General features: G+C 47.0%; 25 protein-coding genes. 7 read left to right on the forward strand and 18 right to left on the reverse strand.

Annotation, left to right across the window (positions count from 1 at the left end; translation table 11 throughout):
- From A3IE_RS23230 to dapD, 3 genes are all read left to right on the forward strand, one after another.
- Nucleotides 1-1,022 (forward strand): c-type cytochrome (locus A3IE_RS23230; protein ID WP_020397025.1); only part of this gene is annotated, 1,022 nt, incomplete at its 5' end.
- 96 nt (nt 1,023-1,118) lie between these two features.
- Nucleotides 1,119-2,312 (forward strand): succinyldiaminopimelate transaminase, encoded by a 1,194-nt coding sequence (dapC, locus tag A3IE_RS0118030; protein WP_026155021.1) that lies wholly within the window; start codon nt 1,119-1,121, stop codon nt 2,310-2,312.
- A 23-nt stretch (nt 2,313-2,335) separates the two neighbouring features.
- Nucleotides 2,336-3,160 (forward strand): 2,3,4,5-tetrahydropyridine-2,6-dicarboxylate N-succinyltransferase, encoded by an 825-nt coding sequence (gene dapD / locus A3IE_RS0118035; protein ID WP_020397027.1) that lies wholly within the window; start codon nt 2,336-2,338, stop codon nt 3,158-3,160.
- Between the two features lie 127 nt (nt 3,161-3,287).
- On the opposite strand, the gene dusB is transcribed toward dapD, so the two are convergent.
- From dusB to A3IE_RS0118065, 6 genes are read right to left on the reverse strand one after another with little or no spacing between them, the layout of a single operon-like run.
- A complete protein-coding gene (dusB, locus tag A3IE_RS21285) occupies nt 3,288-4,265 on the reverse strand; it encodes a tRNA dihydrouridine synthase DusB (RefSeq protein ID WP_020397028.1) in 978 nt (325 codons plus the stop codon).
- Nucleotides 4,266-4,280: 15 nt separating this feature from the next.
- A complete protein-coding gene (locus tag A3IE_RS0118045; RefSeq protein WP_020397029.1) occupies nt 4,281-4,745 on the reverse strand; it encodes a rhodanese-like domain-containing protein in 465 nt (154 codons plus the stop codon).
- Between the two features lie 14 nt (nt 4,746-4,759).
- Nucleotides 4,760-5,431: a response regulator gene (locus A3IE_RS0118050; protein WP_020397030.1), complete on the reverse strand. Its 672-nt coding sequence runs from the start codon at nt 5,429-5,431 to the stop codon at nt 4,760-4,762.
- The gene (locus A3IE_RS0118055) at nt 5,424-7,130 is read right to left on the reverse strand and encodes a GAF domain-containing sensor histidine kinase (RefSeq protein WP_020397031.1); all 1,707 of its coding nucleotides are present in this window, start codon (nt 7,128-7,130) and stop codon (nt 5,424-5,426) included. Before A3IE_RS0118055 ends, A3IE_RS0118050 begins: the two co-directional genes overlap by 8 nt.
- A gap of 3 nt (nt 7,131-7,133) precedes the next feature.
- Nucleotides 7,134-7,445, reverse strand: a complete 312-nt coding sequence (locus tag A3IE_RS0118060; protein ID WP_020397032.1) for a HesB/IscA family protein — start codon at nt 7,443-7,445, stop codon at nt 7,134-7,136.
- Entirely contained in the window at nt 7,442-8,818 is a 1,377-nt protein-coding gene (locus tag A3IE_RS0118065; RefSeq protein ID WP_020397033.1) for a cobyrinic acid a,c-diamide synthase CobB, read from the reverse strand. The genes A3IE_RS0118060 and A3IE_RS0118065 overlap by 4 nt, the downstream gene beginning before the upstream one ends.
- A gap of 211 nt (nt 8,819-9,029) precedes the next feature.
- On the opposite strand from A3IE_RS0118065, the gene A3IE_RS0118070 reads away from it, so the two are divergent.
- Nucleotides 9,030-9,776, forward strand: a complete 747-nt coding sequence (locus A3IE_RS0118070; protein WP_020397034.1) for a hypothetical protein — start codon at nt 9,030-9,032, stop codon at nt 9,774-9,776.
- A gap of 35 nt (nt 9,777-9,811) precedes the next feature.
- Here A3IE_RS0118070 and nrfD read toward each other — a convergent pair whose 3' ends face one another.
- The 12 genes from nrfD to dsrA all read right to left on the reverse strand — a co-directional run bounded on the left by nrfD (nt 9,812) and on the right by dsrA (nt 20,762).
- A complete protein-coding gene (gene nrfD / locus A3IE_RS0118075; RefSeq protein ID WP_020397035.1) occupies nt 9,812-11,020 on the reverse strand; it encodes an NrfD/PsrC family molybdoenzyme membrane anchor subunit in 1,209 nt (402 codons plus the stop codon).
- A gap of 10 nt (nt 11,021-11,030) precedes the next feature.
- Complete coding sequence (gene dsrO / locus A3IE_RS0118080; RefSeq protein WP_020397036.1) at nt 11,031-11,771, reverse strand: sulfate reduction electron transfer complex DsrMKJOP subunit DsrO; 741 nt, start codon at nt 11,769-11,771, stop codon at nt 11,031-11,033.
- Nucleotides 11,768-12,283, reverse strand: coding sequence for a hypothetical protein (locus A3IE_RS0118085; RefSeq protein ID WP_020397037.1), 516 nt, complete (start codon nt 12,281-12,283; stop codon nt 11,768-11,770). The genes dsrO and A3IE_RS0118085 overlap by 4 nt, the downstream gene beginning before the upstream one ends.
- A gap of 3 nt (nt 12,284-12,286) precedes the next feature.
- Complete coding sequence (locus A3IE_RS0118090) at nt 12,287-14,242, reverse strand: NAD(P)-binding protein (RefSeq protein WP_020397038.1); 1,956 nt, start codon at nt 14,240-14,242, stop codon at nt 12,287-12,289.
- A 74-nt stretch (nt 14,243-14,316) separates the two neighbouring features.
- A complete protein-coding gene (gene dsrK, locus A3IE_RS0118095) occupies nt 14,317-15,903 on the reverse strand; it encodes a sulfate reduction electron transfer complex DsrMKJOP subunit DsrK (protein ID WP_020397039.1) in 1,587 nt (528 codons plus the stop codon).
- Nucleotides 15,896-16,657, reverse strand: a complete 762-nt coding sequence (locus tag A3IE_RS0118100) for a respiratory nitrate reductase subunit gamma (protein ID WP_020397040.1) — start codon at nt 16,655-16,657, stop codon at nt 15,896-15,898. The genes dsrK and A3IE_RS0118100 overlap by 8 nt, the downstream gene beginning before the upstream one ends.
- Before the next feature lie 102 nt (nt 16,658-16,759).
- Nucleotides 16,760-17,098, reverse strand: coding sequence for a TusE/DsrC/DsvC family sulfur relay protein (locus tag A3IE_RS0118105; protein ID WP_020397041.1), 339 nt, complete (start codon nt 17,096-17,098; stop codon nt 16,760-16,762).
- Between the two features lie 32 nt (nt 17,099-17,130).
- Nucleotides 17,131-17,445 carry a sulfurtransferase complex subunit TusB gene (gene tusB / locus A3IE_RS0118110; RefSeq protein WP_020397042.1) on the reverse strand — a complete coding sequence of 105 codons (315 nt, stop codon included), beginning with the start codon at nt 17,443-17,445 and terminating at the stop codon, nt 17,131-17,133.
- A 10-nt stretch (nt 17,446-17,455) separates the two neighbouring features.
- Nucleotides 17,456-17,857: a sulfurtransferase complex subunit TusC gene (gene tusC, locus A3IE_RS0118115; RefSeq protein WP_020397043.1), complete on the reverse strand. Its 402-nt coding sequence runs from the start codon at nt 17,855-17,857 to the stop codon at nt 17,456-17,458.
- A 3-nt stretch (nt 17,858-17,860) separates the two neighbouring features.
- Nucleotides 17,861-18,253, reverse strand: a complete 393-nt coding sequence (tusD, locus tag A3IE_RS0118120; RefSeq protein ID WP_020397044.1) for a sulfurtransferase complex subunit TusD — start codon at nt 18,251-18,253, stop codon at nt 17,861-17,863.
- 20 nt (nt 18,254-18,273) lie between these two features.
- Nucleotides 18,274-19,347 (reverse strand): dissimilatory-type sulfite reductase subunit beta, encoded by a 1,074-nt coding sequence (gene dsrB, locus A3IE_RS0118125; protein ID WP_020397045.1) that lies wholly within the window; start codon nt 19,345-19,347, stop codon nt 18,274-18,276.
- 116 nt (nt 19,348-19,463) lie between these two features.
- Nucleotides 19,464-20,762 carry a dissimilatory-type sulfite reductase subunit alpha gene (gene dsrA, locus A3IE_RS0118130; RefSeq protein ID WP_020397046.1) on the reverse strand — a complete coding sequence of 433 codons (1,299 nt, stop codon included), beginning with the start codon at nt 20,760-20,762 and terminating at the stop codon, nt 19,464-19,466.
- Between the two features lie 319 nt (nt 20,763-21,081).
- Between dsrA and A3IE_RS0118135 the strand changes: the two genes are divergently transcribed.
- The 3 genes from A3IE_RS0118135 to A3IE_RS0118145 all read left to right on the forward strand — a co-directional run.
- The gene (locus A3IE_RS0118135) at nt 21,082-21,957 is read left to right on the forward strand and encodes a TauD/TfdA family dioxygenase (protein WP_020397047.1); all 876 of its coding nucleotides are present in this window, start codon (nt 21,082-21,084) and stop codon (nt 21,955-21,957) included.
- Nucleotides 21,958-21,960: 3 nt separating this feature from the next.
- A complete protein-coding gene (locus A3IE_RS0118140) occupies nt 21,961-22,638 on the forward strand; it encodes a phosphatase PAP2 family protein (RefSeq protein ID WP_020397048.1) in 678 nt (225 codons plus the stop codon).
- Nucleotides 22,639-22,736: 98 nt separating this feature from the next.
- A partial coding sequence (locus A3IE_RS0118145; RefSeq protein WP_020396254.1) for an IS1/IS1595 family N-terminal zinc-binding domain-containing protein occupies nt 22,737-22,951 on the forward strand: 215 nt, incomplete at its 3' end.

The following is a 22,951-nucleotide window of genomic DNA, read 5'->3' on the forward strand; positions in this document are numbered from 1 at the left end:
CAGCAAAAGAGGTCGTTGATGCTACCAAGACAGCGGCTGAAACCGCTGCAGAAACTGCCAAAACAGCGGTAGAAGAAACTAAACAAGCGGCTGAAAATGCAGTGGACGCTACCAAAGAAACTGCTAAAGACGTGGTTGATGCCACCAAGGCAGCGGCTGAAACCGCTACAGAAACTGCTAAAACCGCAGTGGATGCTACTAAACAAACCGCAGAAAACGCAGTGGATGCGACCAAAGAAACTGCTAAAGACGTGGTTGATGCCACCAAGGCAGCGGCTGAAACCGCTACAGAAACCGCTAAAACCGCAGTGGATGTTACTAAACAAACCGTAGAAAACGCAGTGGATGCGACCAAAGAAACTGCTAAAGATGCTGTCGATGCAAGCAAGGAAGCCGCTACAGCAGCACTGGGTGCTACGCAGCAATTAGCCAGTGATGCGAAAGAAACCGCTAAGGAAGTAGCGAGCGATACACAGGCTGCAGCCCAAAAAGCAGTCGATGCTACCACGGAGGCAGCTAAAGCTACCCTCGATAATGTCCAAGCAGTCACGACTGAGACGCAAGCGACTAGCTCAAACACCAATACAGCAACGACTAGCACTGAAACCGCTACAATGCCAACGGCAGGTACTGCCAACGAAGTCGCTAGTCCTGAAGTACCGAAACCAGCCGATACCCCTACACTGGCCGTGGCGCCTGATAATGTGGTTCCGAGTGCTGCACCTAGTGCCGAGGTGGCGCAAACGACGCCAAACACTGAGGCCGCACCCACAGCAGCCCCTCTAGATGGTGAAAAGACTTATAAAGCCGTTTGCTTTATGTGTCATGACACCGGCGTGGCGAATGCGCCAAAAATCAGTGATAAACAAGCCTGGGCACCACGTATTGCGACGGGTATGGAAGCGCTGTATATCAGTAGCTTAAAAGGTAAAAATGCTATGCCGCCTAAAGGGGGTAACTTATCTTTAAGTGATGATGAAGTAAAAGCGGCTGTGAATTGGATGACCATTCAAGTTCAGTAAAACGCCCAAGAAACTTGATAAGCCTCCTTCACGGAGGCTTTTCTTTTTTGCTTCATGATTCGTTATACTAAACCCTTTATCCACCCCCTACTTGTCATGAATAGCGAACTACAGCAACTGCAACCCTATCCTTTTCAGAAAATTCGGGAATTGCTCAAAGGCGTGCAGCCCCCTGCTCTCTCCTCGGTTTCCTTAGCAATTGGTGAACCCAAACATCCAACTCCAGCGTTTATTCATCAGGCGGTGAGTGAGCATTTGGCAGGTTTGGCAACTTATCCCTTGACCAAAGGTGATATGCCCTTGCGCGCTGCGATTGGTCATTGGTTAACGCGTCGCTTTCAATTACCAGCCCAATCGATTGATCCAGACAAGCATATTTTGCCGGTGAATGGCACCCGCGAAGCCTTATTTGCTTTTGCACAGGCGGTCATTGATCGTCGTGCTAATCCCGCTGTGGTCATGCCGAACCCTTTCTATCAGATTTATGAAGGCGCGGCTTTATTGGCAGGTGCAGAACCAATTTACCTAAATTGCACCGCTGACAATGGCTTTATCCCTGATTTTTCTAGCGTCCCCGCTGCTGTCTGGCAACGCTGCCAATTGCTTTACATTTGCACGCCCGGAAACCCAACCGGCGCAGTCATGTCGATGGAGCAACTGCAGGATTTGATTCGTCTTGCGGAACAATATGATTTTATTATTGCGTCGGACGAATGCTATTCCGAATTGTACTTTGATGAAGCCCATGCGCCAGTAGGTTTGTTGCAAGCCTCAGCCCAAATGGGGAATACGGATTATCAGCGTTGTGTGGTATTTCATAGCCTATCTAAGCGCTCTAATGCACCCGGGATGCGCTCAGGCTTTGTTGCGGGCGATGCAAACGTATTGGATAGCTTTTTACAATATCGCACTTACCATGGTTGCGCCATGCCACCACCCTTCCAAGTCGCTAGTACTTTGGCGTGGCAAGACGAGGAGCATGTGCGTGCGAACCGTGATTTATACCGCGCCAAATTTGATGCGGTACTAGACATTTTATCACCCGTTTTAGAGGTCAAAAAACCGGATGCGGGCTTTTACTTGTGGCCCATAACTCCCGAAGATGATGTTCTATTCACACGCCGTTTATTTGCAGAGCAACATGTGCATGTGGTTCCGGGGAGTTATTTAGCACGCGAAACAGCTACTGATCATCCGGGTAAAAATCGTATTCGTTTGGCTTTGGTTGCGACCGAGCAAGAATGTATCACCGCAGCACAGCGCATTCGTCACTGTGTTGAACAGTTATAATTTTTAGGATTTGGGAGAAGCACATGTCCGACCTTCAAGCTACGATTGAAGCCGCCTTCGAACGCCGCGCTGACATTACCCCGCGTAATGTCGATGCTAGTACCCGTGAGGCTGTCAACGAAGCCTTAAACCTCTTAGATAGCGGCAAAGCACGTGTGGCTGATCGCCGTGGCGTGGGCGACTGGGTCGTCAACGAATGGCTAAAAAAAGCCGTCTTATTATCGTTCCGCATTAATGACAATGTCGTCATGCAAAGTGGCTGTACCCAATATTATGACAAAGTGCCTTCAAAATTCGCCGATATGACTAGCGAAGAATTTGCAGCAAGCGGGATTCGCGTTGTGCCCCAAGCCATTGCACGTCGGGGTTCTTTTATCGCTTCCGGCACCGTGTTAATGCCCTCTTATGTGAATATTGGTGCCTATGTAGATACGGGCACGATGGTCGATACTTGGGCTACTGTGGGCTCTTGTGCGCAAATTGGTAAGAATGTGCACTTATCTGGTGGGGTTGGCATTGGTGGCGTTTTAGAACCATTACAAGCAGCGCCCACCATCATTGAAGATAATTGCTTCATTGGTGCGCGCTCTGAAGTCGTGGAAGGCGTCATTGTCGAAGAAGGCTCAGTCATTTCCATGGGCGTCTATATTGGCCAAAGCACACGCATTTATGACCGCGAAAACGACCAAATTATCTATGGCCGTATTCCCGCAGGCTCGGTAGTCGTATCAGGCAATCTGCCCTCGACTGACGGTAAATGCAGCCTCTATTGTGCTGTCATCGTCAAGCGTGTCGATGCCAAAACGCGCGGCAAAGTCGGTATCAACGAACTTTTGCGCGGTATTTAATGAGTGTAGATTTATAAGCGGAGTGAAGACTCCGCTTTTTGCGCTTGCACAAACCATGCGCTTTGGAGTTATGCTGTCAGCGTGTTAACTCAGTAGCTTGGTAACATAATGGCCACAGATGTAAACCTTACACTGCGTTTTCTATCTGTCTATTAAAAAACGCTTCCAACATTTTTATCTGCTGGCTCGGGGTTTCTTGCTGATACATCGCTTGGCGAAACGCATTACTGTCATAGAATCCTGTCGTGTACCAAGCGATATGCTTGCGCGCAATACGAACCCCTGCATATTCGCCATAAAAGGTATATAAATCATCTAAGTGCTGTAGTAATACTTCACGAATTTCGCTTACATGCGGTGGCGCTAATACTTCACCGGTTTTCAGATAATGCGCAATTTCGCGAAAAATCCACGGTCGACCTTGCGCCGCACGCCCAATCATCAGCCCATCTGCGCCGGTTTGATCAAGCACAAACTTAGCTTTCTGCGGGCTATCAATATCGCCATTCGCAATCACCGGAATTTTGAGCAAACGCTTCACTGCCGCGATTAATTCATAACGGGCTGCACCGGTATACATTTGCTCGCGCGTGCGCCCATGAATCGCAAGCGCTGCAATACCGGCTTGTTCCGCACGCACAGCCACACGTAGGATATTTTCTTGCCCATTGGCGAAACCCAAACGAGTTTTTAGGGTAACTGGTACGTCTACTGCTTGGACAACCGCCTCCAAAATCCGCGCAACTAAATCCTCGTCTTTTAATAAAGCTGAGCCTGCTAGTTTGTTACAAACCTTTTTAGCGGGGCAACCCATATTAATATCCACTATTTGTGCGCCATTGGCGACCTGATAACGAGCTGCTTCTGCTAGCAATTGTGGATCAGAACCAGCAATCTGCGCGGAAATGGGCGCTAATTCACCATCAAAGTTTTTGCGAAACATGGACTTTTTCTGTGCATACAACGTTGCATCCGCCGCCATCATTTCACTGACCGCGTGGCCTGCACCAAAATATTTGCAAAGCGTCCGAAAGGGACGATCGGTCACACCCGCCATGGGGGCGACAATCAGATTATTGGAGAGTTGATAGCTGCCGATTTTCATGCGGCGCAGTATAAATTAACGTGGCGCTAATTGTTCAGGTTTCACGGGCGGGCTTAGCAGATGTTCTGCTTCATCCACATCCACTTGCTCACCCTGTGGTGTAACCAAGGGCAACTCCGCATCATTCCAACCCCGAATGCCGGTTTTTAGCGAATAAACGTGTTGGTAGCCCATTAATTGCAAGGTGAAGGCGGCCAAAGCACTACGATTACCCGAGCGACAGGCTAGCACGACAGGCTTATCACGCGCGGCGACTAAGTGAGGAATCGTCTCTGAATAACCCCAATCGCAGGCAGCTTCTAACATACCGCGCGGTACGTGCAAAGCGCCTTGAATACTCCCCAGTGCAACCTCTTCAGGCTCACGAATATCAACAATTACTATCTCTTGAGTTTCGCGTAAATCCGCTAAATCCCAAGGAAAAATTTCGCGAATCTGAGGCAATACCTCACTAATTAAGTTTTTATAAGTTTTATGCATGAAACCTTACTAACTCAGGTCAGCTCATCCGTGGCATTAGCGCGCACACCGTGCTCAACGGCCATCACCGCCGCCGTAATCCGCGAGCTGACATTTAATTTGCGTAAAATCGCTTTGACATGCAATTTTACCGTGCCATCCGAAATTCCCAAATTACGTGCAATAACTTTATTGCTTTGTCCTTCCGCTAAGAGCGTTAATATCTCATATTCGCGTGGAGTCAATTCGGAGAAAGGATTGGCTGCTTTATTATCAAAATCGCCATCTTTACCCTGTACAAAGCGAGCTAAGACTGGTGCTAACTCGGGCGCGACTACAGTCTTACCGGCCATAATTTCACGTAAACCTAGCACTAATTCGTCAGGCTCAATGTCTTTTAACAAATAACCGCGTGCACCGGCTTTCAAGGCTTCAATCAGGTCGTTCTCACTGGTGCTGGTCGTTAGCATAACCACTTTCAAGCTGGGATGGTTTTTGCGTAATTGACGTAAAACGGTTAGGCCATCCATTTGTGGCATACGCATATCCAAGAGCACAATATCTGGCTCTAATTCCGCAGCACGACGAATACCCTCGTCACCACTTCCCACCGCTGCGACAATTTCAATCCCACGCCGCACTAATAAATCCTGCAAACCCGCACGGAATAAGGTGTGATCGTCGACTAATAATACTTTTTCATGCATGTGACGCTGGCTCCACCATAGTATTTGGGACAGTTGGCCTAGGCCGGAATTCAACATCGGCTTTAACCTTAACGGGTGCTTGAAAACTCAATTGCATTAGAGTGCCACCTTCCTCGGGATCACTTTCAAATTGCACTTCACCGCCTATTTTCTCGGCACGCTCTTGCATAATTTTCATACCGATATGTTCACCCGTTTTCGGATCAAATTTCGGCAAATCTTGCGGCAAACCAACACCATCATCCTCCACCAAAATACTACAACGACCTTCTTCCGAGCTATACATCAAAATACGCACGGTACTTGCTTTACTATGCTTGCGCACATTCGCCAAAGCCTCTTGGACGATGCGCACGACTTCTAACTCCATTTCGCTCGGCAGACCGGCCAAATTCCAATTATGGTAGAAAAATACTTCCATCTGCGTTTCGACCCGAAAACGCTCGGTTATTTTCTCCACCGCACGCACCACACCTTTACCATCTAACGGGGCACGGAAATGGGTAATAAGACTACGCAATTCTGCATACGCCTCATCCACGGTTTGCTCAAGATTTTCTAATTCTTGCCATGCGATAGTTTCATCGCCACGATGCAAGGTGTCGTCTAATAAACGTACTTTAAAACGCAAACTCGCTAAGGTCTGTGCTAAGGAGTCATGTAGCTCATGGGCCATGCGGGTACGCTCTTCAATAATCGATAAGCGCACCACATCTTTTTCGACACGTGCTTTCTCAATCGCCATCCCTAAGTGCTGACCAATACTGGTCAATAAATCTTCTTCTTCCTGCAAATGCGCAAATTGTTCGGGCGACACAAATAAATTATACACCCCCAAAATTTTCTCACGGTATTGCAAAGGCACAGCAAGCATCTGCAAAGCGCTGTCGGTGCCAAACATACTGGTCTTTAAGAGACGATCACAGGTTTGAATCTGGGGTTGTGCCTCAATCAAACCGGCCTTCAAGGTTTTGCCACAAATGCACTCTGGGCTAGGTAAGCGCTGTTCCAAGGCCACAATTTCATCACTTAGTCCAAAACTCGCGACCAGCTTTAATTCACCCTGCTCATCGGATAAACGAATGGCGACTGCTTTAGCCTTAAAAACTTCCCTTAGGCCGCGTAAGACACGTTCAAATAAGGCTTCCAGCGAATTCGCGCGATTGATACAGCTCGCCACATCATAAAGCACGGTTAAATGACGGTTTTTCTGGGCAATGAATTGAGCTTGCCGATTGAGGCGCTGTTGTTGCATTCGCGACATGGCTTGATAATCATCGGTAATCGCATTGATTTGTTCGCGAATCCGTAGCGATGGACAACCTTTGCGATTCATAGGCATCCGTGTATTCAAATCACCCGCACGCAAACGCGTTACCCAATCTGATAATTCTTGGCCGAAAAAATTAAATTCGCGCCACATCCAATACAAAAAACTGAGTGTGCCAATCGCCGTTAGAACCCATACCACCAAGAGGCTTGGCAAAATCCAATTCGCTTGCGCATGGTTTAGTAAGGCCCAAAACGACAATAAACCTGAAGCACCAAAAGCAAGTACCAGAAAAACTAAAATAACACGCACACGCAGCGGAAAACTCAAACCCGAACGGTATTTGGCTTGCGCACGTGACCCAATAGTACGCCCATTCTCGGTGGTAGCGCTCATATCCGGTGTGGTGGATGAAGTAGCCGTCACCATCGCTTAATCCTGTGGTGGGCGGTAATGGGGATCATTAGGATTCATGAACACGAACTCCATATTCCCGTCCAACTCCACGAAATCGAGCATCATTCCTTGGCATAAGGCTTGTGAATCCGCATCGACTAATAGATTAATCCCTTCCGTTTCAACACTGATATCACCCACCTGAAACTCATCATCGAACCCCATACGATAGTGAAACATCCCATCGGCTGATCGAGTTACCGCTATGCGCAAGGGCAAGCCTTGGGTAAAACTTTGTTCAGCAGCCTGTCTAATTTGTTTCGCCGCTTCAGGAGTCACAATAATCATGCAACAGCTTTCCTTCGATGAGATTTCACAAAATCCACAAAACGGTTTGCCCAAGGGTATTGAGCAGTGTGTCTTAAATGGGTATAGGACGCGAGCAGGTTTTTATAGATCCAACCATCATGCTCACCATCGATTCCCGTACCACGCAGCACCTTATAGGCGAAGGTGCCACCTGCCCCTATATTTTCAAGACGCGAATAATGAAACTCGTGAGCCTGAATTGCCGCCTCACTTGCACCGCCCCAAGGCATCTGTGCCGTTTCTTGAATACGTACATAACCACGCCCCTGCGGTTTATTCTGCATCACCGCATCCGCAGGAATCACGCCGACCATCTCTGCTTTGTTATCTTTCCAAACAATCTGGCGCGTTAAATACATCAAGCCGCCACATTCCGCATACGTCGGCAAACCGGCTTCAATGGCCGTCCGAATCGATTCACGCAAACTACGATTAGCAGACAAAGCCTGCAAATGTGTTTCCGGAAAACCACCGCCAATCAACAAACCATCAATATCCGGTAAATAGGCATCACGCAAAGTATTGATCGGCACTAGCTCCGCCCCCGCTTGCCGCAACGCTTCTATATCGCTAGCGTAATAAAATCCAAAGGCAGCATCTTGGCAAATACCAATACGCACACTAGCGCGCGGTTTCGAATGATGAGCCAGTGCTTGACGGGGTAAGTCCATGGCACAGTCAGCAATTTGACGCAAAGCCCCCAAGTCGACCTGATCCGCTACTTGGTCGCGAATCCGATTAATTTGCAAGCTAGCGAGTTCAGCCTCATTACTAGGAATTAAACCGAGGTGACGCTCTTCAATGGCCATTGCTGCACTTTCTTGCACACAGCCCAATACCGCAACATCGGTAAAATATTCCACCGCTTGGCGTAATTTGGTGGCATGACGCGCCCCACCCACACGATTTAAAATCACACCGGCAATTTGTACTTCACGATCAAACGCTAGATAGCCCATGAGCAAAGGAACAATGCCACGTGTCATACCGCGTGTATCGAGCACCAGTATAACGGGCGACTGGGTCAATTTCGCTAAAGCGGCATTACTATCAGCACCATCCAAGGCCATGCCATCGTATAAGCCTTTATTGGCTTCGAGAACCGAAATATCCGCTGTTGCCCCATAATGTTGCACACTATGCAGAATTTCGCTGGGCGACATAGTATTAAAGTCCAGATTATGGCAGCTACGCCCACTGGCCGCACTTAACCATAAGGGATCAATATAATCAGGGCCTTTTTTGAAAGGTTGAACGTTCAAATCTTGCGCACGCCATGCGGCACATAAACCAATGGAAAGCGTGGTTTTACCTGAGGATTTGTGCGCTGCGGAAATAAAGAGTCTTGCCATAATGCTAGTCTAACGAAGTTCAAGAAAACTAGCCCCTCCCCAAAAGGGAGATTAGTATGGTCTTATTTGGGAATACCCCTATCGCCTGTGAAGTATTCGTTTAAAACGCAAAGGCTTTACGCCAAAACTTTAAAGCGAGGTAGCTAGGCTTGATGGTTTGCTTTGTAGTAAGCTCTGCGCCACATTAATAAACACTATAATCAGACTCACAATGACACCCACCATAAACACTGAAGCGGAAACTGATACAAAAAAAAATACGCGCCCCCTGACACGTCGCGGACAAATAGAATTCATTCTGAAAAAACTCAATCGCAAACAACTCGATCAGTTTCTGATTGACAGTGCCTTAAATGATAATCATGTACGTGATGCACTCTTGATTCAATTTGGCGAATTACTGAGTGAAGATGAGGCCAATGAGGCTAAATATCGCCGCACCCTAAATACCATGATTGAGCGGCATATCGGCGCTGATGGCATTATTAGCCGCAAAAGCGCACAAATTCTGAATGATTCCTTAGACCTGCTTATTTCGAATGCGCGAAAACCCACCACACCTTCGAGTGAAACTATTGATTTATGTTTGGCATTGATGAGTGTTTTACCACGCCTAACTCAACAGATGGATGATGCGGACGGGCATGTGTATCGCTTAATGAAACTAAGCTGCGTGCAATTGTGGGAAGTATTTAAGAATTTGCCGCCAGAACGTCAACAAAGTGCCTTTGAGCGCTTATTGCGTGAATACGTAGAGCCTGCCTATTTAGAAGCCGATTTGGATAGTTTTATTCTGACCTTATTACGGGATTGGGCAAAACATCAACCGCAGTGGCAAAAACTTTGTTTGCGGCAACATGAGTTATTATTAAAAGCCGCAGGCAATGATAAATGGCGCAAGAATTATTTATTGGAACAAACCCAAGCGTTATTAAGTGCATGGCAAAAACCGGCCTAAGCCGGTTTTTCAAATAGCTTTAATAGTTTCAAACTTTACGCCTGACTAAGCGGCTCTATGACTTCATCCGCTAAGGATTCGGGTAAGAAACGCAATACTTGTAAGCCAATTAACAAAATTAAAACTGAGAGTGCAAAACCACCTAAACCCAACAACCATTCCCAAATACTGGCACTATACTGTGTGATTTCACCATCAAAAAATGAGCTGGAAACTTCAGCATTTGGAAATAAGGTCAAAGGATAAGCCTGACCACCAATTAAATTAATGTATAATTGTACGAAACCGCCCAAAATCACCAGCATCGCTGCCAAACGCACTGCCCAGCGCTGATTAACAAACTTCTTACAGAAAATCAGGAATAAAGGTAATAGACTACCAAAGAAAATCTGCCCTACCCAAAACAAAGCAGCGTAACGACTATCTTTTAATATAAAGGCTTCTACACCTTGTTTTTCAGTAACATACAAATTAGCAAGATGACGCGCCAATTCAAAAAATAGTACTGCGCCAATGAAAATGGCTAATAAATAGCGTAAGCGATTTACAATTAAATCACCTACTTCTCGACTGCCTAAGGCAGCACTGGCCAATAAGACAAGGATATAAACCGATAATCCTAGCGAAAATGACATTGAGATAAATAAAGGTGCCATCACCGCGCCTGTATAAAACTCACGAGCCACTAAAAATCCAAAAATGGAGCCTGTACCCATGGTGAGAATTAAACGCCAATTAAAGGCTGCAAAACCTGCATATTTATAGAAGCGATTCACCTTACGATCCATCATCGTCCATAGATATAAAGCCCCGAGCGCTAAAAACCCGCTATAAAGCCAAATATTCCATGCAAAAATAGATTTCGTATTCCGATGCGTCAAGGTCACTAATAGGCGATCAGCATGGCCTAAATCTAAGACTAAAATCGCTAAACCGCCGATCAATAAAGAAATGGCTAATAAAGCGGATAAACGCCCTAAAGGCTGATAAATTGTTTTGCTGAAGACGGTACCAATCGAACTGATATTTAAAGCGCCGGAAGCAGCCACAATCAAGAAAATGGCAAATACATGCGGTAGGCCCCAGACGATTTGATTATTCATCCCTGTGACATGATGGCCTTGGTGCTCCAAGTGGAAAAAGCTAAGCGCTCCCAAACCCACTAACACGGCACAAATACCCAGCAGGATGTAATAAGCTTTGCTGCTGCGGAGTTCGCTATAAACGATGGTTTTGCTGCTCATGACTAACTCCTCACAGACCTAAATAGCGCACGCCGGTATTTAAACCTAAATCCGCGCGAATTTGTGAGCCGCCCAAGGTTTTCACGGCTTGACTAATCCGACTATTGGGATCATTTAGGTCACCAAAAATAACGGCATTCGGGGCTGCTTCGACACAGGCAGGCAATTGCCCCTTATCGATACGATGCACACAAAGATTACAAGACTCCACCGTACCCATGCCGCGCGGTGAATGCGGGCGTTGATCCGTCAAACTCTCGTGCACAAAACTGCGCGCCTTATATGGACAAGCCATCATGCAATAACGACAGCCAATACAAATATGCTTATTCACTTGCACAATACCATCCGCACGCTTCATGGACGCGCCAGTGGGGCAAACATCCACACAAGGCGGCTCTTCGCAATGCTGACACATGACCGGCAAGGTGAAACTGTGCTGGGTGAGTTTGTCGGTGACTTTAACGGTACGCATCCATTGCGACTGTTGCTCAGGACGTGACTTTGGATCATTACCCCAACCATGCTCACGCTTGCAAGCCTCGACCATGGCCACACCACCATCCGTTAAGCGATTAATATCGATTAACATACCCCAGCGCACTTTATTGGACACGGGCTGATCGGCAGGTTTGGCCGGTACATCACTGGCCTCTACACTGCGCAGTATCACGCCTGAGGCCAAACCACCGACTGCAACTCCGCCTACAGCCGCCATAAATTTGCGTCGATACGCATTGATCTGACTCATTGCGTAACTCCTTGCGCTTGTTGACTTTGCCCCAGCAACAATAAATCACTCAGCTCAGGCGGTGCATTCTTGGCGGAAAGATGATAGGTATTGGAGCTAAGCTTATGTTGGTAATTGATGTTTTCCATCACCTGCGGGCGATCCGCATGACATTGGAAACAATCTAATTTCACGCCCACATAGCTATGGCAACTCGAACAAAAATGATCTTTCTTTTCGTCCGTATAATGCACAGCCGAACCATCTTCCCGTGTGGGCGCGACATGGCAATTAATGCATTCATTGAGGCTATGCTGGGTCGTGCGAATCCCTTCAATCACGGTTTTATCGCGATGTACCAGCAAATACTTCATGTGATTTTTACGCATATCCGCGGTCGGCTCGACGCATTGTGCTGCTTTCGCTTTCGCAGGGGCAAGATTTGGCTCTGGCACACCCGCATCGCAGCCTACTAGCGCTATTGCAAATAGCGCCAGCACCAGCAGTGATTTGATATTGCTGAGCAAGGGCATGTTTTATTCACCCATACCCATTTCAATATAACCCGTTGGGCAGACATCGGCACAAATATGGCAGCCAATGCAACGCGCATAATCAGTCGCTACATAACGCCCTAAAGTCGCTTGCTTTTTCGGTACGCGATAGACCGCATCTTGTGGACAGAAGATCATACAGTTATCGCACTCAAAACACATGCCACAACTCATGCAACGCCCTGCTTCTGCCACCACCTCCACCTCAGCCAAGGCATTCATCCGTTCTGCAAAATGCCCCAGTACTTCTTCAGAACTGGGCACTTCTTCAGTGCGCAAATGACGCGCTTTTGCGGCAAAGTGCCCTAAGAATAATTCAGACGATTGCACAATCGTGCTCTTGGCGCGATCTTCGTAGTTATGCACCGCATACTTCATTTCCGAAGTACCGCGCAAATCGGCGGATTTCGATGCATCAAAACGACTCGGCTCTAAACCAGCCTCTTGCAATTTGCGCATTAAATCAAAGTGGTGTTTATCCACTTTCGGACGCTTTTGGATTTCTTGCGCATTTAAATACTGATGAATCGTTTCAGCGGCAATAGCGCCTTGTCCAATCGCTGTAGTCAATAAATGTGGACGTACAATATCACCTGCCGCAAAGTGCCCTTCTTTGCCCGGCACTTGGTACAGTGCATTGTGGTTAATCAGGTTTTTACCATTATTCCACGCTTCCACACCCTCAAAGCGCCCGTATTGACCGATAGCCGACACGATTAAATCAGCGTCGATAATGGTTTCTTTGCCACCTTCACACGCTTGCGGCAAATTACCCTTCATCACACACTCAACTACTTTTAAGCCAATCGCCCGACCATCTGCGCCAAAGACGATTTCTTTCGGCATCACTTGCGTCAGAATGGTTACACCTTCTTTTAGCGCATCTTGGACTTCATGCTCAGCAGCGGTCATCTGATCCAATGCAAACAACGTCGTTAAGGTGACGGTTGCAGGGACTTTCTCGCCCACTTCGCCATGGACTAATTTGCCCGTCGCTGCATCTTCAGGCTTTTCATGGTAATTGGCTAACGTGCCAATCCGGCGCGATACCGACACCACGTCAATCGAAGTATCACCACCACCGACGCAGACAATGCGCGGCGCGGTATATTTCATCGTCCCTAAGTTGAAGGCTTGGAGGAAATCAACCGCAGTTACACAGTTCGGTGTCTCGGCAAATTTCTCAACGAATAAATCGCGCCCCGTCCAGCAACCCATCGCCCACAATACAGCGTCATAGTCTTTTTCTAGCTGCTCAACGGTGACATCTTTGCCCACCGTGGTATTGCAACGCACTTCAATATCGCCCAAATCCAGAATACGCTGGATTTCTGCGCCCAGTTTATCCCGTGGCACACGATAACCTGGGATGCCGTAGCGGAACATACCGCCCAATTCAGGCAAGCTTTCAAAAATCGTGGAAGCATGACCTAAACGGCGTAATTGATAAGCAGCAGATAAACCGGCTGGGCCACCACCAATGATGGCGACTTTCTTGCCAGATAAAGCGGGTGCCGGATCAAATTTAAAACCCTGCTCAATGGCATAATCACCGATGTATTGCTCAACCGCATTAATGCCAACAAAATCATCTACATCATTACGATTGCAGCCCGTTTGGCAAGGCGCAGGACAAACCCGCCCCATCATCGCAGGAAAAGGATTGGCCGTGGTGGAGCGACGGAAAGCATACTCTTGCATACTCATGCCAACCGGCGGCTTTTCAATACCACGCACAATTTGCAGCCAGCCACGAATATCCTCACCGGAGGGGCAAGAACCTTGGCAAGGTGGCGTTTTATGCACATAAGTTGGACATTTGTGGGAGGTATCCGCGACAAAAATCTTGTCGTGCATACTGTCCCATTGATGATCGCCGTCCTTAAAACGCCGGAAAGTATGCCCTTGTAATTTTGGGTCATGCGCTGCTGTTGACATATCATTCTCCTCTCAGAGAGCTTGGCACACCAAACTCAGGATCAAATCGGTATAAATCTGGTTTAGGAATCGGCTTATGCGTCGTCGTTATCATCTTCATCATCGTCGTCATCCTCATCAGGACGCGCTTGTACGGACACTGGGCGCTGCAATACCAAAGCCTTGCTGACCAATTGGTGCACGCTGACAATCTGATCCATCTTAAAGCCGTAATACGGAATAACTTTGGTGAACTGCGACTTACAAATCGCGCAAATCGCCGCCATATGCGTGACACCCTGCTGCTCAGTGACGTACTTGAGTGCTTCCATACGCGGTTGAGCACCTTTGACACGCAACTCCATTAAATCGTCAGTCAGCAAACCACCACCACCACCACAACAATAAGTGGCATCGTGAATCGTGTCAGCTGGCATATCGACAAAGTGATTGCACACAGCTTTGATGACATTACGCGGATATTCAAACTGCCCACCGGGTTTATCACCCATGCGCGAGCCACGTGCCACATTGCAGGAATCGTGGAAGGTGAGAACCTTGTCATCATTCTGGGATTTATCGATGACCAGCTTGCCCTCTTGAATCAAACCCCAAGTCACTTCGAGAATGTGTTGTGGTACAGGGTATTTCGGATCAAGAAAATCGAAGGGCCCGGCAAGCGTATTTAAGAAACTATAAGCTACGCGCCACGCATGACCGCATTCCCCGAATACAATGCGTTTAACTTTGAGCTTGATGGCCGCTTCACGAATACGTAGCGCAATACGGCGCATATTTTCGTAAGAGCCAATGAACATGCCGAAATTCGCGCCTTCCGAGGCATACGAGCTGAGCGTCCAGCTAATCCCTGCTTCGTGAAAGACCTTGGCATAACCCATCAAACCATCAACGTGCGGCTCAGCAAAGAAGTCAGCAGATGGCGTAACCAGTAATACTTCTGCGCCTTCTTCATCTAAAGGAAAGCGAACCTTAATACCGGTATCGGCTTCGACATCTTCCTCTAAACCCTCCAAAGTATCCGCCAGGGCTGGCTGTGGCAAACCTAGGTTATTACCAACTTTGAACACCTTACCGATGATTTCATTGTTGTACTTGGAGCCACGCCCAATGTGGTCGAGGATTTCACGTGCGGCCATCGATACTTCAGCAGTATCAATCCCATACGGGCAATACACGGAACAGCGTCGACATTGTGAGCATTGGTGATAATAGTTATACCAATCGTCAATCACCGCTTCGGTCAAATCCACCGCACCCACTAATTTTGGGAAGTGTTTACCAGCAAACGTGAAATAGCGCCGATACACTTTACGCATTAAATCTTGCCGTGCGACCGGCATATTTTTCGGGTCTTGCGTGCCAAGGTAATAATGGCATTTGTCGGTACAAGCACCACACTTAACACAAATATCTAAATACAATTGCAGCGAACGATAGCGATGGCGCAAATCATCCATTTTCGCTAAAGCACGTTCTTTCCAATCGGGTACTAACTCATAGCCACCCTCTGGGTCAGCCGCAAAGTCCGTGGGAAAATTTAAGGCTTTTTGAAAGTCAGGTTTAGCTACAAAAGGGCCTTTGCCTGCCATCGCATCCGGCTTGATTTTCGGGATGTCGATATAGCCTTCGCCGTTGAGCTTCGGAACTTCGTAATCAGCCATTTTTCACCTCGTCCCGATAAATCTGATTTTTCTTTTCTAGTTCTAAAGCCCACGAAGAAACATGGCGTTTTTCGCGCGGATTATCGACTTGATTACGCGTCGGGCTGAAAAACACCCCAGGTGCGTGCAGTAACTTACTAATCGGGAACACCAGCATCAAAATTGCCACTAATAATAAATGCACTAACAAGATAGGCGAAGCGGGCAGTGGGTGAAAATCAAAGGTCATTAAGCCACGGAAAAATCCCTTCACCATGGTAATGTCTGTGTGCGCCACAAAGGTCATCATCATGCCACTCAGCCCAATACCAATCAGCAAGGCTAGCATTAAGAAATCAGAAGGCGCAGAGATATAACGTACACGATCAACTAAAATGCGCCGCGCTAATAGACCTGCTAAGCCAAATACCATCGCAAAGCTTGCATATTTGCCAAACGGCTGGAGAAAGCCTAAGAAAGCACCTATCTCCATGAAATAGCGGGTATGGCGCAACAACACTAACCACAAAGCCATATGGAAGATAAAGGCAAATAACCAAATATATTTATTGGCGCGGAATAAGCTTTGGAAGAATACGACTTCACGAAACATGCGCCAGACCACACCACTTTGGGTAACGGGGGCGGGTGTAGTTGGAATTTTTAAGGGGACGGAAATTTGCGTGTAGAAGTATATCCGGCGGCCTACCCCGACCACTAACACAAGTGTCGCCACCCAAAACAGCAGACCATAAAGAATACTTACGAAGGTCACAACTGACTCCTACAGACAAAACTTCACAACAACCCTAGTGATACTAGGGCTGGTGACGTAGCTCTAGTTATCTAGAGCACTAAACGAATGAATAGATACGAATTAGACGCAGCCGGTTGGCTTAGGCAGGCCAGCATATTTACACGCTTGCTTACCAGGACCATAAGGGAACAAGCTATAGAGGTATTTTGAATTGCCTTTATCAGCACCCAGACGCTTACCTACCGCTTTGGTTAATACGCGCACCGCTGGAGCGATTTGATACTCTTCATAATACTCACGCAGGAAATTAATAATTTCCCAGTGCTCATCCGTTAAAGTAACCGGTTGCTCTTCTGCTTGCGCCATCGCATTCGCTACTTCAGGTGTCCAATCACTCAGGTTTTCTAAGTAACCTTCTTCGTCCGTCGCAATGGTTTTACCGCCAATTTCCAGAGCCATTCACGGCCTCCTGTTTTAGATAAGGTTAAAGTTTACAGCCAGCTTTGTGTTTTTTCGTTAGCTACGGTCAAATCCACAAAACCTGCATAATCCACCACTTGAATGCCTTCCAGCACTCGCTCTAGCTTCACACCGCGTGCCGTTAAATCAGGGCCTAAGGCATAAATCGAGATAGAATTGCCATTGATGGCTTGTTGCAGCTCAGCAACCACACTAGAGCCACTCACTGCACCAATCACAGCATCTTCAATTAATAACACGCTATCGCCTGCTAAAGCATGACCTAAGCAACTTTTCAGCGTATTTCGCTCAAAAGGCGATTTATTCACAATATGCAACATTGCCATAACTCACCCCTTAGAAGCTAAACGTGACATCTTGCTCAGCCATGATTTGCGCCATTTCTGCACGCGAAATCACCTGAACGGAAGGCTTTTCAGCATAATCATCATCTTCATCTTCGTAGACGATGGGCATCAAATCCTCTTCACTTAAACCGCGCTCCGCTAAGGATTCGCGCTCTACATACAGTTTGGTGATGCCATAATCGCCCAACGCATTGTAGGTCGGCGAGAAGTTTTTCATACCAACGGCTTTAGGATTTTGGCCTTTAGCAATTTGATAGACACCATCATCTAAAAAGGCGAGGCTCACTTCTTGCTCAAAGGCGGCAGCAATCAATACCACTTCCAAGGATTCCAGCGCATACACCGTGCCATAAGGTGCTTTGCGGTTCAAATACATGAATTTCTTTGCCATGTTTTAATCCCCAAACACAATAGTACGGTCAGATTCAATCCCGCCTTCGATCAACTGACCCAAGCCAGAGATACGAAAACCAGCAGCAATATTATCGGCATTCAAGCCTTGACGCTTGGCTTCGGAAGCATCCATTAAGCCACGGCGTTGTGCTGCTGCGATACAAATAACCAAGTCTAAGCCATGTTTTTCGGCTAGCTCTGACCATTCTTTTTGCAGCATACGATCATCTTTGGGTGGAACCGCCAAGCGCGTACCATTGTTCACGCCATCGTGATAGAAGAACACCCGAAAAATTTCATGACCCTTCTCTAACGCAGCACGTGCAAATTGCAGCGCTGTATCAGATGACTGATGCTGATAAGGGCCTTCATTAACCATAATGGTGTATTTCATGTCATTCCTCGTTATCAGCTTTAGAAGCGGATATGGGTTGAAGAATTCAAGTTATTACGTGCGCCACGCCAGTTATCGATATGATACTTCGTGAATGGCAAGCCAGTAACTTCAAAGAAACGTGGCCAACCGATACGCTCGACCCATTCATTCATCCGTTCCCAATCGCGCGCGCCTTCTTTATAGCACTGCAAAATTTTCTTCACGATAGCCGTCGCTTCTGGCCAGCGTGGTGGATTATTGGGAATACCGGCAGCTACTAGGCGTTGGAACGTTGGCTTACCACGCGCATTAGAGTGATTACCGCCAATCCAAATGGCTAACTGTGTGTATTGATGATCATTGATTTGCATCGGTGGGCAAGGTGGGTAGCACGCGCCGCAGCAGATACATTTCTTTTCATCCACTTCCAAAGAAGGTTTACCATCCACCATCGCAGGACGAATCGCAGCCACAGGGCAACGCGCCACCACCGATGGACGCTCACAGATATTACCCACCAGATTGTGATTGATCTTCGGTGGTTTTACGTGTTGAACATTAATCGCGATATCACCTTGACCGCCACAGTTGATCTGGCAGCAAGAAGTAGTCATATGCACACGATTCGGCATATTCCAACCTTTGAATTCATCGATTAACTCATCCATCATCGCTTTCACGACGCCAGACGCATCGGTGCCCGGAATATCGCAGTGTAACCAACCTTGAGTATGGGACAAGGTGGTTACTGAATTACGCGTACCACCTACGGGGAAACCCGCATCTTCCAACGCTTTCACTAAGGGTTCAACTTTGGCACCATCCGCTACCATGTACTCAATATTGGAGCGAATCGTGAAGCGCACAAAGCCTTCACCATATTGATCGCCGATATCCATCAATTTGCGTAAGGTGAATACGTCCAGAATACGTTGTGTACCGGCACGCACAGTCCAAACCTTTTCTCCACTGCGCGCAACGTGCACTAACACACCTGGGCGTGGATCTTCGTGATATAACCATTGACCATAATTACGACGCATCACAGGATGCATGTACTGGAAACCATCAGGACATCCAGATTCAATTGGGTCGCGCATTTCGGCTGCCATGAACTAAATTCTCCAAAAAATCTTTATGAATTCACTACTAACTAAGCCTAGGCTTAGCTTTATCAAGGGAGCTACTTAGGCTCAGCCCTTGACAAAGGAAAGCGGAAAGCGCTTAGTTAAGCAGCCGCCATCTTTTCTTCACGTTTACGATTGAACCATTCTTCTGCGGCTTCGTCCCAACCATCCATGCGCACATAAGAAATATTACGTGGCTGCTTGATCATATTGGGATCAGGATCAATACCGATACCTTCGATGAAGTTCACTAAACCAATACGCTCAATCATCTCACCGCAGCGCTCGTGCTCTAAGCCATTTTCAGCCCAGTAGTCAATAACAGTTGAAGCCAGTTCCTTAATGCGCTCGTAATCTTCTTCCGTTTCCATTTTCATAAATGGAATAATTACCGTACCCATTAAATCGCCGATCTTTAAGGTCCGCTTACCACCCATCAGGATGCTCACGCCTTTATCATCACCGGTTTGTAACGCTTTTGGCATAACGTTTAAGCAGTGCATACAACGTACACAATTGCCATTATCAACGGTCATGGTGTCATCATCATTCAGCTTAATCGCGCCGGTTGGGCAGCGGCTGATGACGTTATCGAACATATATTGACGACCCGCTGCACGATCCCCTTCTTTGCCGATCTCAGCAGCCTTTTTCATAATGGCTTCTTTGACAGCTTCTTGGTTGATCTTCATCTCATCGCGCCACGTACCAATAATGGCGAAGTCAGCACGTTCAATCGCGTTCATGCAATCATTGGGGCAACCCGACACTTTGAACTTGAACTTATAAGGCAAGGCAGGACGATGCACATCATCCGTGAAATTATTTAATAAGTGGCGATGAATCGCGTGCTCATTACAGTTTGACATTTCGCAACGTGCAGAGCCGACACAGGACATGCCTGTACGCACACAAGGCCCCGCACCACCTAAGTCCCAGCCATAATCATTAATTTCATCGAAGAAGGCTTGATAGTTTTTACTATCCGAGCCAATGAACATAATGTTGCCCGTCTGGCCGTGGAAAGTTTGTAAGCCAGAACCATACTTTTCCCAACTATCAGCAAGCTGACGTAACATATCGGTGGTGTAGTAATTCCCAGCAGGCGGTTGTACGCGCAAGGTATGGAATTCTTTCGACTCCGGGAACATATGGCCGACTTCAGAGAAGCGCGGAATAATCCCACCGCCATAACCGAATACTGAAATCGTGCCGCCTTTCCAATAACCCATACGAGTTTCATAAGAATGCTCTAACTGGCCTAATACGCCATTAGTCATATTACGAATACGTTCATTGGGATGATTATCGCGGAGATTCTTAATACCAGTAATGAAGCTAGGCCATGGACCTTCTTCTAAGACATCCAGCATCGGGGTTGGATAATGTTTTGTTGCCATAGCTGCCTCCTCATCGTTGCACTTATGACGCCCTGCCCGTTTAACTAACTGGGACACGGACAGTATTTAATTCAATGGTGTGAATCGCTGGATTCACTGTCTTTCATACTCGGCAAGTGTAAGTTGCTACCACCTGCTAAAGAATCTCACCCATGGGGTGTGGCCTATTTTTGCGTATATCTCTAGTTAGATATTGCGAGTAATGTTTAAAAATAAGCTTTTACTAGCAGATGCTAAAAATATTCTAATTTAATAATATACAGAACTAACTATACTTGCTCAAATCCTTTTTCACCTAACGACTATGGCGCTGAGCGCAATGACAAACTTCGATTTTTCATTAGAAAATAAAGACTTATACCAAGCGTGGCGCGATAAAAAACTGAAAAACTATCCCGTCCGTATAGAGCAGCTCACGACATCTATTACTAATGCCCTCGCCCCGGAACCAGAAGCAATACAAACCCTGCGTGATACCGTAAACACTTATAATTTCGCCCTGTATCGTTTCGAAGACGCAAGGGTCGGTAAACCAGAAGTGCATCGACTCGCGCAAGCGCTGGGTTTAAAGCAAATTCATGCGAATCTTTGTGCGGATGCGGACAGCCTAACGTCCATTGAAATGACACAGCATGAGGGTCAACACGACTATATTCCTTATACCGATAAGAAATTAAGTTGGCATACCGATGGTTATTATCATGCTCCCAAAGAGGCCATTCATGGCATGTTATTGCATTGCGTGCGCCCGGCGTACAATGGCGGAATGACCAAACTAATGGATCATGAAATCGCGTATATTTTGTTACGCGAAGCCAATCCAGCCTATATTACCGCACTCCTGCACCCACAAGCTTTCACCATTCCTGCGAATGTTCTGAATGGTGAAGTGATTCGACCCGCACAAACGGGGGCCGTATTGTCCATCGGCCAAACTGGGCGTCTGCATATGCGTTATTCAGCACGCCAAAGAAATGTGGAATGGCGTAATGACGCAATGACACAAGCAGCCGCTGATTTTTTACTAAGCCTGTGGGAACAAGAAACACCCTATCATTTGCACTACACGCTACAAGCGGGCGAAGGGTTGGTGTGTAATAATGTACTGCATTGTCGTAGCGCTTTTGTGGATGCCACCGAGCCTGATCGCAAACGCCTACTGTATCGCGGACGCTATTTAGACCGAATTAACTAATCCATGACCTCGATCAAACAGCTTTTTAAATCACTAGGCCTAAGCATTGGTCTATTGCTCGCCACTATTATGCTATTTGAATCCAGTCATCTTGATATTAGCTTGCAGGATTATTTTTATAATTTCAACACCCAAAGCTGGCTAGTCAATCGTGACGCCTTTTGGCCGAATTTAATTTTTTATGATGGTGCAAAAAGCTTAATTATTATTTTTGTACTGAGTATTTTAGTTGGCCTCATCGCTTTTAGAAAACACCCACTCATTCAAACCTACCAGCGCCGTTTATGGCTTATTGTGTTAGCTGGAATCAGCATCCCACTCTTGATTGGCGCACTAAAAGCCACTACCAATATTCCTTGCCCACGCGATATTGACCGTTATGGTGGTGCTTATCCCCATGTAAGCTTATGGCACCGCTATCCGGACACCTATCACCCAGCCGAAAAACAACGTTGTTATCCTGCTGGGCACGCTAGCGGTGGATTTGCTTTATTAGCACTGGTCTTTTTATTTAATACACGTCGCGCACGACTAATAATTTTCAGTGTTGTATTAGTATTGGCGAGTAGTATGGGCATTTATAAAATGCTGATTGGTGATCACTTCCTGAGCCATACGATTATCACCGCGCTCATTAGCTGGATAGGAGTACGCCTGTTATCTTATTTGCTGAAAATTTAATTAAATGCTTATTAGACCACGGTCGTGATTTAAGGGAGTTGAAAACGCTTTGATGGAGCTTTATCGTTAAAGGCATTTGATCTGAGGAAGAGGTGTGTATGGCCACCGTACCAGTCGACTGCCGCTACTGTCAAAGTGCATCGATTTACAAACACGGCTATGCGCGTAGTGGTGAACCGCGTTACCGCTGCCGTGATTGCCAACGTAGTTTTCAACTTTACTATCATAATGTGGGCAACCGCGACGGTATTCCCGAAAAAATTGTTGAGATGGCGATCAATGGTTCAGGGGTTAGAGATACAAGTCGTGTCCT

The organism is Thiolinea disciformis DSM 14473, assembly GCF_000371925.1.
Lineage (GTDB): Bacteria > Pseudomonadota > Gammaproteobacteria > Thiotrichales > Thiotrichaceae > Thiolinea > Thiolinea disciformis.